This window comes from Rahnella sp. PD12R (assembly GCF_019200965.1).
GTDB lineage: Bacteria > Pseudomonadota > Gammaproteobacteria > Enterobacterales > Enterobacteriaceae > Rahnella > Rahnella laticis.
In genome coordinates this window covers 240,441-253,377 of record NZ_JAHTMS010000004.1, presented here as the reverse complement: position 1 = coordinate 253,377, position 12,937 = coordinate 240,441, and the positions used below count along the sequence as shown (strand labels likewise).

At 54.4% G+C, this 12,937-nt stretch carries 10 protein-coding genes and 1 riboswitch; of the genes, 7 read left to right on the top strand and 3 right to left on the bottom strand.

Going from position 1 to position 12,937, the window contains the following annotated elements; genetic code table 11:
- Positions 1 to 117 precede the first annotated feature (117 nt).
- Positions 118 to 942 carry an undecaprenyl-diphosphate phosphatase gene (gene bacA / locus KWG64_RS10440; protein ID WP_195825699.1) on the top strand — a complete coding sequence of 275 codons (825 nt, stop codon included), beginning with the start codon at positions 118 to 120 and terminating at the stop codon, positions 940 to 942.
- A 92-nt stretch (positions 943 to 1,034) separates the two neighbouring features.
- On the opposite strand, the gene KWG64_RS10435 is transcribed toward bacA, so the two are convergent.
- Both KWG64_RS10435 and KWG64_RS10430 read right to left on the bottom strand, forming a co-directional pair.
- Positions 1,035 to 2,270, bottom strand: coding sequence for a multifunctional CCA addition/repair protein (locus KWG64_RS10435; RefSeq protein WP_195825690.1), 1,236 nt, complete (start codon positions 2,268 to 2,270; stop codon positions 1,035 to 1,037).
- A 171-nt stretch (positions 2,271 to 2,441) separates the two neighbouring features.
- Positions 2,442 to 3,062: a TIGR04211 family SH3 domain-containing protein gene (locus KWG64_RS10430; RefSeq protein WP_152324061.1), complete on the bottom strand. Its 621-nt coding sequence runs from the start codon at positions 3,060 to 3,062 to the stop codon at positions 2,442 to 2,444.
- Positions 3,063 to 3,369: 307 nt separating this feature from the next.
- Between KWG64_RS10430 and KWG64_RS10425 the strand changes: the two genes are divergently transcribed.
- From KWG64_RS10425 to yjeH, 4 genes are all read left to right on the top strand, one after another.
- Positions 3,370 to 4,677, top strand: a complete 1,308-nt coding sequence (locus KWG64_RS10425) for an inorganic triphosphatase (protein ID WP_218521850.1) — start codon at positions 3,370 to 3,372, stop codon at positions 4,675 to 4,677.
- 58 nt (positions 4,678 to 4,735) lie between these two features.
- On the top strand, positions 4,736 to 7,573 hold the full coding sequence (glnE, locus tag KWG64_RS10420; protein WP_218521849.1) for a bifunctional [glutamate--ammonia ligase]-adenylyl-L-tyrosine phosphorylase/[glutamate--ammonia-ligase] adenylyltransferase: 2,838 nt from the start codon (positions 4,736 to 4,738) through the stop codon (positions 7,571 to 7,573).
- Between the two features lie 85 nt (positions 7,574 to 7,658).
- Positions 7,659 to 9,086 carry a bifunctional D-glycero-beta-D-manno-heptose-7-phosphate kinase/D-glycero-beta-D-manno-heptose 1-phosphate adenylyltransferase HldE gene (hldE, locus tag KWG64_RS10415; RefSeq protein ID WP_195825687.1) on the top strand — a complete coding sequence of 476 codons (1,428 nt, stop codon included), beginning with the start codon at positions 7,659 to 7,661 and terminating at the stop codon, positions 9,084 to 9,086.
- A 104-nt stretch (positions 9,087 to 9,190) separates the two neighbouring features.
- Complete coding sequence (gene yjeH / locus KWG64_RS10410; RefSeq protein WP_218521848.1) at positions 9,191 to 10,441, top strand: L-methionine/branched-chain amino acid transporter; 1,251 nt, start codon at positions 9,191 to 9,193, stop codon at positions 10,439 to 10,441.
- 76 nt (positions 10,442 to 10,517) lie between these two features.
- On the opposite strand, the gene KWG64_RS10405 is transcribed toward yjeH, so the two are convergent.
- Positions 10,518 to 10,790, bottom strand: a complete 273-nt coding sequence (locus KWG64_RS10405) for an accessory factor UbiK family protein (RefSeq protein WP_218521847.1) — start codon at positions 10,788 to 10,790, stop codon at positions 10,518 to 10,520.
- A gap of 132 nt (positions 10,791 to 10,922) precedes the next feature.
- Positions 10,923 to 11,100: riboswitch (FMN riboswitch) on the top strand.
- 133 nt (positions 11,101 to 11,233) lie between these two features.
- Here KWG64_RS10405 and ribB point away from each other — a divergent pair.
- Positions 11,234 to 11,887, top strand: a complete 654-nt coding sequence (gene ribB, locus KWG64_RS10400) for a 3,4-dihydroxy-2-butanone-4-phosphate synthase (protein ID WP_152324055.1) — start codon at positions 11,234 to 11,236, stop codon at positions 11,885 to 11,887.
- A gap of 239 nt (positions 11,888 to 12,126) precedes the next feature.
- Positions 12,127 to 12,915: a 4,5-DOPA dioxygenase extradiol gene (ygiD, locus tag KWG64_RS10395; protein ID WP_218521918.1), complete on the top strand. Its 789-nt coding sequence runs from the start codon at positions 12,127 to 12,129 to the stop codon at positions 12,913 to 12,915.
- Positions 12,916 to 12,937: the final 22 nt, after the last annotated feature.

Genomic DNA, 12,937 nt, shown 5'->3' with positions numbered 1-12,937 from the left:
TCGGGGTAACGGGTCACCCTTTGCAGAAGCGGCGTAGTTGATGCCGCTTTTTTATTGTTTGTTGTTTTAGCTGTTTTTTCCGATAAGCGGATAATTAATAGGGTTGGGTCGATAATGATTGCTGAAAGCCATTCATTGCTTGTAGCGGCTATTTTAGGTGTTGTTGAAGGGCTGACGGAATTCCTGCCTGTCTCCTCGACCGGTCACCTGATTATTGTGGGTAATCTCCTTGGCTTTACCGGAGATACGTCGAAGTCCTTTGAGGTGGTTATCCAGCTGGGGTCGATTCTGGCTGTGGTTGTGATGTTCTGGCGTCGTTTGTTTGGCATGATTGGCCTGCATTTTGGCAAGCCACCGGCTCATGAAGGCACGGGGACGCGCCGTCTGAACCTCGGGCATATTATTCTGGGGATGATCCCGGCGACTGTATTGGGCCTGCTTCTGCATGCACAGATTAAATCCCTTTTTGAGCCGAAATACGTCATGTACTCGCTGGTTGTCGGCGGTGTTTTACTGATTGCTGCTGAATTGCTAAAACCCAAAAAACCGCGCGCGGAAGGGCTGGATGACATTACCTACGTGCAGGCGTTTATGATTGGTGTCTTCCAGTGTCTGGCGCTTTGGCCGGGATTTTCCCGCTCCGGGGCGACCATCAGCGGGGGGATGTTAATGGGGATCAGCCGTTTTGCAGCGTCCGAATTCTCGTTCCTGCTGGCAGTTCCGATGATGATGGGCGCGACGGCTCTGGATTTGTACAAGAGTTACAGCTTCCTGACCCTGGCCGATTTACCGATGTTTGCGACCGGTTTCATTGCCGCTTTCGTTGTGGCGCTGATTGCGATTAAAACCTTCCTGGCTGTGATTAAACGCATTTCGTTTATCCCGTTTGCGATTTATCGCTTCTTCGTCGCTCTTGCGGTGTACTTCGTCTTCATTGCCTGATTCTGCATTCAATCATGCAAGAAAAAGCCCCGCCGTTTTTGGCGTGCGGGGCTTTATTTTTTGTGTTTTTCAACGCTCTCAGGCGCAGAAGATTAAACTGCGGTTTCCTGCGTTTGCTTCCAGTCAGCCAGCGCCAGCGTGCGCCGCTTTTTCAGTTCATCGCGAATCGCCATCCCCTGAAAACCGGCATCCAGCACTTCTTTATTGGAAATGCTGTTCGCCACCCTGAAGGCCTCACGCAAGTAATCGCCCTGCGGATAAGGGTTATTTTCGAACGTTGTACGCCCGCGCGCGTCAGCTTCGCTGGTCATGATCATCTGTTCCAGGCGCTGCGGTTTACGCCAGACGTCGATGGTATCGAACAGTTTCAGCAAGGTTTCCGGGCGCAGCTTGTTCACGGTGTGGATGAGGTCATGGAACTCGGCCACCAGTTTTGCCAGATCGCGGATATGTGTCGGCACTTTCAGGCGCTGGCAAATATTCTCCACCAGTTTTACACCCGCCGGGCCGTGACCGTGATGATGTGGCCAGTATTGCGGTGGCGTCAGGCCTTTCCCCAAATCGTGGCACAGTGCAGAAAAACGCACGTCGACGTCAGGCGTCAGTGTGCTGGCAATTTTCAGTGTCATCAGCGTATGAATGCCGGTATCAATTTCCGGATGCCATTTCTCCGGCGCGGGCACGCCAAACAACGCATCGATTTCAGGGAATAACACTTTCAGCGCGCCGCAATCCCGAAGCACCTGGAAATACACCTGGGGATCCTGCGTTTGCAGCGCCTTTTCGGTTTCTTTCCACACGCGTTCTGCCGTCAGGGCTTCCAGCTCACCGCTTTCGGCCATCTGCTGCATCAGCGCCTGTGTTTCAGGGGCAACGCTAAAACCTAAATGGGCAAACCGCGCCGCGAAACGGGCTACGCGCAGAACGCGTAACGGATCTTCCCCGAACGCATCAGAAACGTGGCGCAACAGGCGCAATTCGATATCACGCTGGCCGTGATAAGGGTCGAAAAGTTCGCCGCTGTCATTTTTGGCGATGGCGTTAATAGTCAGGTCACGCCGCATCAGATCCTGTTCGAGCGTGACATCCGGCGCGGCATAACAGGTAAAACCGTTATAGCCTGAACCCGATTTTCTTTCCGTCCGCGCCAGCGCGTATTCATCATGAGTTTTGGGATGCAGGAACACGGGGAAATCTTTGCCGACCTGCTGATAACCGTTTTCCAGCATATATTCAGGCGTTGCACCGACCACCACCCAATCGTGTTCAGACACAGGCAGGTTTAATAAACTGTCTCGGACTGCGCCGCCGACCAGGTAAATCTCCACGCGATAACTCCTGAAATAAGTCAATTCCAACGCATTATGCTGCAGAAAGCCGAGCAGGGCGCTCTGCTTTTATCATAGCAAAGTTGTGTGGTTGATTTGCGGATTGATGCAAACACGAAAAGGCACCGGAGTGCCTTCACGTTGAACGAAAAGTTGGAGCGGGTTAAGCGATCAGCTCATCCAGCGATCTTTTTTCCGGCGACGCGGAACCAGGTGCGGCAATACCAGGCCCAGCACCAGACCGACACCGGCAACCCCACCGCCGTACATAAACCATTGTAAAATAATGGTACGTTGCTTGTCGTCGAGCTGAACATTCACCGCGTCCACTTTCTTCTGCGCAACGATCAGCTGATTTTTCAGATCCTGATTTTCTTTCTTCAGGTTGTTGATGATGCTGTCGCTGGAGCCGACTTTCGTCTGCATTTCCGCGGTACGCTGGTTCCAGCTGGAATCAATATTCGTCAGCTTGTCGGTCAGCGTTTTAACCTGTTGTTCCAGATCCGGTACGCGGGTACGCAGGCTTGGGACATTACTTAACTGGTCGAGAGGGATCCACGCAGTTTTCCCTTTCGAGTCAACGATTTCGCCGTATTTAGTGCTGTCGTTGACGCTGCGCAGGGTGACTTCATCACCGGCATTCAGGGTTCCAACGATACGATACTGGTTGCCCGGACCACTGTGGATATAGGTGATCAGGTCATCTGAGATATAGCGCTTCTCGTCGGCGTGGGCAGTCCATGTGATGCTTAAACCAAGCAAAGCGAAACCAATTAGGCGTAATTTCTGCATTATTTCATCGTTTCTTTGTGAATTTAGGGAACGTGAAGTGCGGATCCGTTTTATCGGGATACGTCTTCTGGCAACCGCCATTTTCAGGCCATTGCGGCAAATTATCCGGTCAGTGCAATAAAAGTTTGGTTATTGCGAAACTTTGGAAACCGATATTAAGGGCAACAGTGTGACGACGCAATGTATAAACCGGAATGAGAACTATCTTACAATCCCGCAACATGCGGCTTGCGCGCTGTGCTTATGGTAGAATTGGAGCGACGCGTTAATCCCTTATTGGCAGCAAAGAATCGGTGTGAAGACTCCTATGACCGTAGAAATAGAATTAAAATTTATCGCCACCCCGGCCGCAATCGCCGAACTTCCTTCGCAGCTCGCGGTTTTCAACGCTGAGCACACCGCGCCATCGAAACTGACCAACATCTATTTTGAGACCGCGGATAACTATTTACGTTCGCATGATATTGGTCTGCGTATCCGTGGCTTTGACGATCAGTATGAAATGACCATCAAAACCGGCGGCAAAGTGGTGGGCGGGCTGCATCAGCGCCCGGAATATAATGTTGAACTGAAAAAGCCGGTGCTGAAACTCAGCGCGTTCCCGAAAGATATCTGGCCGGACGGGTGTAAACCTGCCGCGTTGCAAAAAGAACTGGCACCGCTGTTCCGCACAGATTTCACCCGTGAGAAGTGGGTGATCACTTACGGCGAAAGCGAGATAGAGCTGGGTCTGGATCAGGGCGAAGTGATCGCCGGTGAGTTGTCTGAGGCGCTGGCCGAAATTGAGCTTGAGCTGAAAAAAGGCAATACCGCGGATTTACTGAAACTGGCGGCAGAAATTGGTGCGCACGGCGGTTTACGCCAGGGCGGTTTCAGCAAAGCGGCTCGCGGTTATCATCTGGCGAAAGGCAATCCTGCGCGCGAAATTAAACCGCTGCCGGTCTTCAAAGCTAAACCTAAAGCCACCGTTGAACAGGCAATGTCGGCGATGTTCGAACTGGCGCTGGATCACTGGCAGTATCATGAAGAACTCTGGGTGCGCGGTGATAAAACGGCGCGCCTGACCGTATTGCAGGCGGTGGAAACCGTGCGCCAGATTCTGGTTCTGTTCGGCGGGCTGGTGCCGCGTAAAGCGTCTTCCGAACTGCGCACGCTGCTCACCGATCTGGTACCAGTGCTGGAACAGAAATCTGCCGATGCGCAGGACATTTGCTACAGCGCGAACTACCTGAAATGTAAGTTAGTGCTCACCTCATGGCTGGCAACCTCCGGCTGGACGCCGTTTATCGATGATAAATCGGCTAAAAAGCTGGAAGGTTCCTTTAAACGTTTCGCAGATATTATGCTGGGCCGTACCGCAGCAGATCTGAAAGAGGCGTTCGCGCAGCCGCTGACCGAAGAAGGGTATCGCGACCAGCTCGCTCGCCTGAAGCGCCAGATTATTACTTTCCATCTGCTGGCCGGCGCGTACCCGGACAAAGACGTTGCCGCGTATATTGCTGGTTGGGTGGAGTTGCAGCAGGCCATCGTTCAGCAACAACATGCGTGGGAGGATTCAGCCCGTTCTCACGCGGTGATGATGGATGCCTTCTGGTTAAATGGACAACCTCGTTAATTGACTGATAAGCCTGGGCAAAAAACCCGGGCTTTTTTTTTGCAAGGAACCCGATTTCATGCTGCCACTCTCTTCTGCTTTACACGACCACGCCCGGAATGTCCTTGAGCGCTGGCGTGAACATCCCGAAAAGCCTTCTCTTCCCGATGACGCCTCGCTTGCGGTACTGACGAGCAGTGAATTCGTGACGGACAGTTTGCTGGCGTTTCCGCAGTGGTGGCATGAAATCGAGCAAAACCCGCCTCAGGCACAGGAGTGGCAGTTTTACCGGCATTGGCTCGATGAATCGCTGGCGCAGGTGACTGACGAAAACGGGTTAATGAAGGCGCTGCGTCTGTTCCGCCGCCGCATTCTGACCCGCATTGCCTGGTCACAGTCGGCGCAAACCAGCGAAGCTAAAGATACCCTGCAACAGCTGAGTGAACTGGCGGAATTGCTGATTGTCAGCGCCCGCGACTGGCTGTATGACGCCTGCTGCCGCGAATTTGGTACACCGGTGAATGCGGCGGGCGAAGCGCAAAGAATGCTGATCCTAGGGATGGGGAAACTGGGCGGCGGCGAGCTGAATTTCTCTTCCGATATCGACCTGATTTTTGCCTATCCGGAAAATGGCCAGACGCAGGGAGGCCGCCGTCAGTTGGATAACGCGCAGTTCTTCACCCGCCTCGGGCAGCGGCTGATTAAAGCGCTGGATCAGCCGACGATCGACGGATTTGTCTATCGCGTGGATATGCGTTTGCGTCCGTTTGGCGACAGCGGTCCGCTGGTCATGAGCTTCCCGGCGCTGGAGGATTATTATCAGGAACAGGGCCGCGACTGGGAGCGTTACGCGATGGTCAAAGCCCGGCTGATGGGCGGTGCGGATGACACCAGCAGTCAGGAACTGCGCAAGATGCTGCTGCCGTTTGTATTTCGCCGGTATATCGATTTCAGCGTGATTCAGTCCTTGCGCAATATGAAAGGGATGATTGCCCGCGAAGTGCGGCGCCGGGGCCTGAAAGACAACATCAAACTCGGCGCGGGCGGTATCCGCGAAATTGAATTTATCGTGCAGGTTTTCCAGCTGATCCGCGGCGGCCGCGAACCGGCATTGCAGCAACGGGCACTGTTACCGACCTTGCAGGCGCTGGAAAATCTGGGCTTATTGCCGGTTGAACAGGTTCTGCAATTGCGCACCAGCTATCTGTTCCTGCGCCGTCTGGAAAATCTTCTGCAAGCCATCGCCGACGAACAGACGCAGACGCTGCCTTCCGATGAACTCAATCAGGCGCGTCTGGCGTGGGGCATGAATTTTGACGGCTGGCCGTCGCTTCTTGATACGCTGAACGCCCACATGCAGGCCGTGCGTTCGGTCTTTAACGATCTGATAGGCGACGAAACGCCGGACGCCGAAGACGATCAGCAGCATTCGCAGTTCAGCAGTTTGTGGATTGATGCGCTTGAGCCTTCCGAACTCGCGCCGCTGGTGCCTCAGCTTGAGGAAAATGCCCAGCGCCATATCCTGCAACAGATTGCGGAATTCCGCCGTGATGTGGATAAACGCACCATCGGGCCGCGCGGTCGCGATCAGCTGGATTTGCTGATGCCGCGTTTACTGGCGCAGGTTTGCACCTATAAAAATGCCGACGTCACCCTGCAACGCCTGATGCAGTTGCTGCTCAACATCGTCACCCGCACGACCTACATCGAGTTGCTGGTGGAATACCCCGGTGCGCTCAAGCAACTGATTCGCCTGTGCGCGGCCTCGCCGATGGTCGCGAATCAGCTGGCACGCCATCCTTTATTGCTCGACGAACTGCTCGACCCGCGCACCCTTTATCAGCCGGTTGAGCTGGGCGCTTACCGTGATGAGTTGCGCCAGTATCTGATGCGCGTGCCGACGGAAGACGAAGAACAGCAGCTGGAAGCCGTGCGCCAGTTCAAGCAGGCGCAGCATTTGCGCATTGCCGCCGGAGATATTTCCGGTGCGCTGCCGGTCATGAAAGTCAGCGACCATTTAACCTATCTGGCCGAAGCGATTCTTGAAGTCGTCGTGCAGCAGGCGTGGGATCAGATGGTCGTAAAATACGGTCAGCCAGCGCATCTTCAGCACCGTGAAGGGCGTGGCTTTGCGGTTATCGGTTATGGAAAATTAGGCGGGTGGGAGCTGGGTTACAGTTCAGATCTGGATCTGGTTTTCCTGCTTGATTGTGCGCCGGAGGTGATGACTGACGGCGAACGCGTGATCGACGGGCGTCAGTTCTATCTGCGTCTGGCGCAGCGAATTATGCACCTCTTCAGCACGCGCACGTCGTCGGGCATTTTGTATGAGGTGGATCCGCGTCTGCGGCCTTCCGGCGCTTCCGGCATGCTGGTCAGCACCATCGAAGCATTTGCTGATTATCAGGCCAACGAAGCCTGGACGTGGGAACATCAGGCGCTGGTGCGCGCGCGCGTCGTCTACGGCGACCCGATTCTCACGCAACAGTTTGATGCCACGCGGCGCGACATACTCTGCCGTCAGCGTGACGATGCGGAGCTGCGCAAAGAAGTCCGCGAAATGCGTGAGAAAATGTACCAGCATCTCGGCAGTAAAAAAGCCGGTGAGTTTGATCTGAAAGCTGATCCCGGCGGCATCACGGATATTGAATTCATTGCACAATATCTGGTCTTACGTTTCGCCCACGATCAGCCAAAGCTGACGCGCTGGTCTGATAACGTCAGGATTTTTGAGCTGATGGCGCAATACGACATCATGCCGGAAGACGAGGCCCGTAATCTGACCCATGCTTACGTGACGCTGCGCGATGAAATTCATCATCTGGCGTTACAGGAGCACAGCGGAAAAGTTGCCGCTGACAGTTTTGCCAGCGAACGTGCGCAAATCCGTGCCAGCTGGGAAAAATGGCTGAGCTGAGGGTTTTTATTCGGGGGACAGGCGCTTGTGATATTATCCGGCGCACTATTTCTATGTTGAGTTTTGCCTGTTTTGGAGTCTTGGGATGAAAGTGACTTTGCCTGATTTTCACCGCGCGGGTGTGCTGGTGGTCGGTGACGTAATGTTAGACCGCTACTGGTATGGCCCGACCAACCGTATTTCACCGGAAGCTCCGGTACCGGTCGTGAAGGTGAATACCATCGAAGAACGCCCTGGCGGCGCGGCTAACGTGGCGATGAACATTTCGTCCCTCGGTGCCTCTTCCCGTCTTATCGGCCTGACCGGTGTGGACGATGCGGCGCGCGCGCTGAGCGAGCGTCTGGCGGAAGTGAAGGTAAACTGCGATTTTGTGGCGCTGCCTTCTCACCCGACCATCACTAAATTGCGTATTCTTTCCCGCAACCAGCAGCTGATCCGCCTCGACTTCGAAGAGGGTTTTGAAGGCGTTGATCTGCAACCGATGCTGACCAAAATTGAACAGGCGTTACCGCAAAGCGGAGCGCTGGTGCTGTCTGATTACGCCAAAGGCGCGCTGACAGAAGTGCAGAAAATGATCCAGCTGGCGAGAAAAGCCGGTGTGCCGGTGCTGGTGGATCCTAAAGGTTCTGACTTTGAACGCTACCGTGGCGCGACGTTGCTGACACCGAATCTTTCCGAGTTTGAAGCGGTGGTGGGCCGTTGTAAAAACGAAGACGAAATCGTGGTTCGCGGCATGCAGCTGATTGAAAACTTCGAGCTTTCTGCGCTGCTGGTGACCCGTTCAGAAAACGGTATGACCTTGTTGCAGCCGGGCAAAGCCCCTTTCCATATGCCAACGCAGGCGCAGGAAGTGTATGACGTGACCGGTGCTGGTGACACGGTGATCGGTACACTGGCCGCGGCGCTGGCTGCCGGGAATACGCTGGAAGAATCCTGTTTCCTGGCAAACGCAGCGGCGGGTGTTGTGGTCGGGAAACTCGGGACATCGACCGTTTCTCCGGTCGAGCTGGAAAATGCCATCGGCGGGCGTTCAGACGTGGGCTTTGGCGTGATGACCGAAGAACAGCTGAAAGCCGCGGTCGCAATGGCGCGTCAGCGCGGCGAGAAAGTCGTCATGACCAATGGCATTTTTGACATCCTGCATGCAGGCCATGTGTCTTATCTGGCGAATGCCCGTAAGCTCGGCGATCGTCTGATTGTCGCGGTGAACAGCGATGCTTCTACCAAACGTCTGAAAGGCGAAACCCGCCCGGTGAATGCGTTGCAAAATCGCATGATCGTGCTGGGTGCGCTCGGCGCGGTGGACTGGGTAGTGTCGTTTGAAGAAGATACGCCACAGCGTCTGATCGCCGGGATCTTGCCAGATCTGCTGGTGAAAGGCGGCGACTACAAACCGGAGCAAATTGCCGGTAGTGTTGAAGTCTGGGCGAACGGCGGCGAAGTGCGCGTGCTGAATTTTGAAGATGGTTTATCTACCACCAAAATCATCAATCAGATCAAAGCGCAGGACTAATCTTCTGCGGTTGAATTTCTGATGTTCGCACCGAAGGGCTTATCTGATAAGCCCTTTTCTTTTTGATTTTTCACTCAAAAAAACCAAACGGAAGTGACTCTGTTGTGAGCGGATTAAAACAGGAATTAAGTCTGGCGCAGGGCGTCGGGCTGCTCTCCACTTCGTTATTGGGAACCGGCGTTTTCGCGGTGCCTGCGCTTGCCGCACAGCTGGCGCAAAACGACAGTCTGTGGGCATGGCCGGTGCTGATCCTGCTGGTGTTCCCGATTGCGATTGGCTTTGCCGCGCTGGGCCGTCATTTCCCGAGTGCAGGCGGTGCCGCGCATTTCGTGGGAAAAGCGTTCGGGCCGCACATGGCGCGCGTGACCGGCTGGCTGTTTTTGTCGGTTATTCCGGTCGGATTGCCAGCAGCGCTGCATATTGCTGCCGGTTTCTGGCAGGCGGCTTTTGGCTGGAGCAGCGAAAATCTGCTGCTGGTTCAGCTGGGAACGCTGTTCGTTATCTGGTTTCTGGGCACGCGCAGCGCGGGATCCAGTGCGAATATCCAGACGTTGATCGCGCTTTTGGTCGTCGCTCTGGTCGTGGCAATCTGGTGGAAAGGAGATATCACGTTGCCGGAAATCCCGCTACCTGCGGTGCGTGATGTTTCGCCCTCCGGTCTGTTTGATGCGCTGGCCGTGATGTTCTGGTGCTTTGTCGGGCTGGAGGCGTTTGCGCATCTGGCGACAGAATTTCGTAATCCGGAACGTGATTTTCCGCGCGCGCTGCTGATCGGTATGCTGGTGGCGGGCGCGGTGTACTGGGGCTGTACGGTCGCGGTATTGAAATTCCATGCGTGGGGCGAAGGGCGGGAAGCGGGCGCGTCATTACCGGGAATTGTGGTGCAGTTGTTCGGACAAAAAGCGCTGTGGGTTGCCTGCATTATTGGATATCTGGCCTGCTTTGCCAGCGTGAATATTTACACGCAAAGCTTCGCCCGGCTGGTGTGGTCGCAGGCGCAGCTGAAACCCGAAAGTAAACTGGCACAACTTTCTGTCCAGCAGGTGCCGGTCGCGGCGCTTAATCTGGTGGTCGGCTGCTGTATGTTATTCACGTTACTGATTTACTGGCTGCATTTGCCGCTCGGCGCGCTGATTACCTACGCCAACGGGATTTTCATTCTGATCTATCTGTTGTGCATGATTTCCGGAGCAAAAATCCTGACGGGCAGGTCAAAATGGATGGCAACGCTTGGGGCAATTTTGTGTTGCGGGCTGCTGGCAATGGTTGGCTGGAAATCGCTGTATGCGCTGGTGGTGTTTGCGGCGCTATGGGGGTTGCTGCCACGGGTAAAAACGGTGCTTCGCTCGCAATAAAACCTGAGAAAAACACATGAAAAAGGCCTGCTTAGCAGGCCTTTTCTGTTTCCGGCGGACTCATGTCTACGGAAAATCAGGCAGGATCTTGCGGTTTTTCCGCTTCGTTCAGTTTGCCTTCCAGCGCGGCCAGACGTTGTTCCAGCACGGCCAGTTTTTCGCGGGTACGCAGCAAAACCTGGGTCTGCACGTCAAACTCTTCGCGATTGACTAAATCCATACGGCTGAACTGCGCCTGCAATACCTGACGGATTTTCTTCTCGGCATCTTCACCAAACTCGCGGATCCCTTTCGGCATCGATTCGTGAACCTGGCGGGCAATTTGTTCAATTTTTTTCGGGTCAATCATGTTATTTCCTTTTCTCGAAGGAGGTGCTTTTCCTTAGTGTAATCGCTGACGCTGTTTCTATAAACCTTCAGAGGCACTAAATGGCCAAACCACAGGATTGCTCTGCTCATTTATTGGCGTTATAGTTGCTTTGCTTATTCTCAGGGCGGGGTGAAAGTCCCCACCGGCGGTAAACCACAGAATACCGGAAGGTGATCATAATCCCTTCCACGTGGAAGCCCGCGAGCGCTCAATCCTTCGGGGTTAGAGGTCAGCAGATCCGGTGTAATTCCGGGGCCGACGGTTAAAGTCCGGATGGGAGAGAGTAACGATTCAAGCCGGGCAAATTTTGTCCGCTGCGTTATTTTTTATAACTGTAGCACGCCTTCCGGCTGCCGCAGCTAGCCTCCTCAAGACGCCCTGATTCTGGTAATCCACATACAGAACATGAGGTTATTTTTACCATGAATCAGACCCTACTTTCCGAATTCGGTACATCCACTGAACGTGTTGAGCGTGCTCTCGACGCGATGCGTAATGGCGTGGGTGTGTTGGTACTGGATGACGAAGATCGTGAAAACGAAGGCGATTTAATCTTTGCCGCCGAAAACATGACCGTTGAACAAATGGCGCTGACGATTCGCCACGGCAGCGGCATCGTCTGCCTGACCATGAACGAAGACAGCCGTAAAAAGCTCGATTTGCCGATGATGGTTGAGAACAACTCCAGCCCGTTCCAGACACCTTTCACCGTGACAATTGAAGCGGTTGAAGGCGTGACGACCGGTGTTTCTGCGGCTGACCGCATTACTACCATTCGTGCAGCCATCAAAGATGGCGCGAAACCTTCTGACCTGAACCGCCCGGGGCATATCTTCCCGCTGCGTGCACAGGCAGGCGGCGTGCTGACCCGCGGTGGTCATACCGAAGCGTCAGTGGATCTGGCCACGCTTGCCGGGCTTAAGCCGTTCGGCGTGTTGTGCGAACTGACCAACGACGACGGCAGCATGGCACATGCGCCGGAAGTCATCGTCTTTGCCCGCGCGCACAATATGCCCGTGGTGACGATTGCCGATCTGGTGGCTTACCGCCAGGCGCAAACCCGTCAGGCAAGCTGACTGGCCGGTTGTGCGCATTAAGAAAGGCCGCTTATGCGGCCTTTTTGCTATCTATTCCTGAATTTTGTCTGGGCCGAAAATTCCCGCCTATTGCCTTTGATTTGCCTCTTCAAATTTATTGAACATCTCCTTCATGGTTATCCGGCTGTAACCGCCACTGAAAAAGAGTACCGTATTTTCATCACGCGGAAGGCGCTTCGCCGCTCCGCTCTTTTTCAGTCTGCGGTAAGGAATTAATGATGACGACTCAACGTATGCCCGCACTCTTCTTAGGCCACGGCAGCCCGATGAATGTGCTGGAAGATAACGTTTATACCCGTGCCTGGCATGCGCTGGGCGAATCTTTGCCACGTCCAAAAGCGATTCTGGCCGTATCTGCCCACTGGTTTACCCGCGGCACGGCGGTGACGGCGATGGAAAACCCGCGCACCATCCATGATTTTGGTGGTTTCCCGCAGGCGCTGTTTGATAAACGCTATCCGGCACCGGGTTCACCGGCACTGGCAAAACGCGTGCAGGAATTACTTAGCCCGGTCAACGTGATTTCCGATACCAGCGAGTGGGGTTTTGACCATGGTACGTGGGGCGTATTGATCAAGATGTATCCGGACGCCGGTATTCCGGTGATCCAGCTGAGCATCGACGGCACGCAACCACCGGAATATCACTATGAACTGGGCAAAAAGCTGGCCACGCTGCGTGACGAAGGCGTGATGATTGTCGCCAGCGGTAACGTGGTGCATAACCTGCGGATGGTGAAGTGGGACGGTAAAGGGGAGCCATATCCGTGGGCGACCTCTTTCGAAACGTTCGTGAAAGATAATCTGGCGTGGAAGGGAGAAGCGAAAGATCACCCGCTGGTCAATTTCATGGAACATGAAGGCGGCGCGTTATCGAATCCGTCTCCGGATCATTACCTGCCATTGCTGTATGTGTTGGGCGCGTGGGATGGTGCGGAACCGATCACTGAACCGACCGACGGGATCGTCATGGGATCGCTTTCAATGCTGTCCGTTCAGGTCGGGTGATCAGAAAGATAAAAGGATAATG

Bases quoted from the DNA above. Each gene is read 5' to 3' on its own strand.
- KWG64_RS10430 (WP_152324061.1), bottom strand. From the start codon at position 3,062: ATGCAGAAATTACGCCTAATTGGTTTCGCTTTGCTTGGTTTAAGCATC.
- KWG64_RS10425 (WP_218521850.1), top strand. From the start codon at position 3,370: ATGACCGTAGAAATAGAATTAAAATTTATCGCCACCCCGGCCGCAATC.
- glnE (WP_218521849.1), top strand. From the start codon at position 4,736: ATGCTGCCACTCTCTTCTGCTTTACACGACCACGCCCGGAATGTCCTT.
- hldE (WP_195825687.1), top strand. From the start codon at position 7,659: ATGAAAGTGACTTTGCCTGATTTTCACCGCGCGGGTGTGCTGGTGGTC.
- KWG64_RS10405 (WP_218521847.1), bottom strand. From the start codon at position 10,790: ATGATTGACCCGAAAAAAATTGAACAAATTGCCCGCCAGGTTCACGAA.
- ribB (WP_152324055.1), top strand. From the start codon at position 11,234: ATGAATCAGACCCTACTTTCCGAATTCGGTACATCCACTGAACGTGTT.
- ygiD (WP_218521918.1), top strand. From the start codon at position 12,127: ATGACGACTCAACGTATGCCCGCACTCTTCTTAGGCCACGGCAGCCCG.